1 protein-coding gene is annotated in these 579 nt (G+C 43.7%); it reads right to left on the bottom strand.

Translation table 11 applies throughout. The features are described 5' to 3' along the window. Positions 1-543 (bottom strand): hypothetical protein (locus N1032_RS26750; protein ID WP_259543699.1); only part of this gene is annotated, 543 nt, incomplete at its 3' end. Positions 544-579: the final 36 nt, after the last annotated feature.

Below are 579 nucleotides of genomic sequence, written 5' to 3'. Positions count from 1 at the left end.
TACTTTGGCTTCTTTACGACGCAGATAGGCAGCTCGTGAGTTGGCATCAGATGTCTCTTTAGCTTTGGGGGCTGCTACACCTTTAGGGCTCTTACGAGTCATGATAGCAGCAGCTTTAGCCTGACGGCTAGCCTTGGATTGTCTGTTCTCCATAGCTTCCATAACAAGGAATGCTAACTGAGGTCCGTGAGTCTTAACTACTTCTCGGAAGGCTTCAACAGGGATACCAGCGTTACGAACCAGATAATTCCAAACTTCATTACCCTTCCAGTTATTACCGAGCTGACTACGCATTACACGGTCAGTCTGGAAGAAACCATTATCATACTCCATCTCTTTACGATGTTGGATATTCTTCTCTTCAATTACCAAATCCTGCTCAATTTCCTTCATACGACGTTTCTGGAATTCGAGATCATCGTACAACTGTCCCTTCTGGGTAGCAGTAGTAGCAGGATGTGCTAATTTACGCTGAATAGCATCAATAGTTTTCTGGGTTTCTGTTTGGTTCTTTTGGATAAGCTGTTTGGTGAATCCATTCACCTGGGTCATGTTATCAAAGATGTGTTTAGTGAAGCT

The organism is Herbiconiux daphne (genome assembly GCF_024979295.1).
Lineage (GTDB): Bacteria > Actinomycetota > Actinomycetes > Actinomycetales > Microbacteriaceae > Herbiconiux > Herbiconiux daphnes.
Note: the sequence above shows the minus strand (reverse complement) of the source record. Positions and strands in the feature narration are given on the sequence as shown.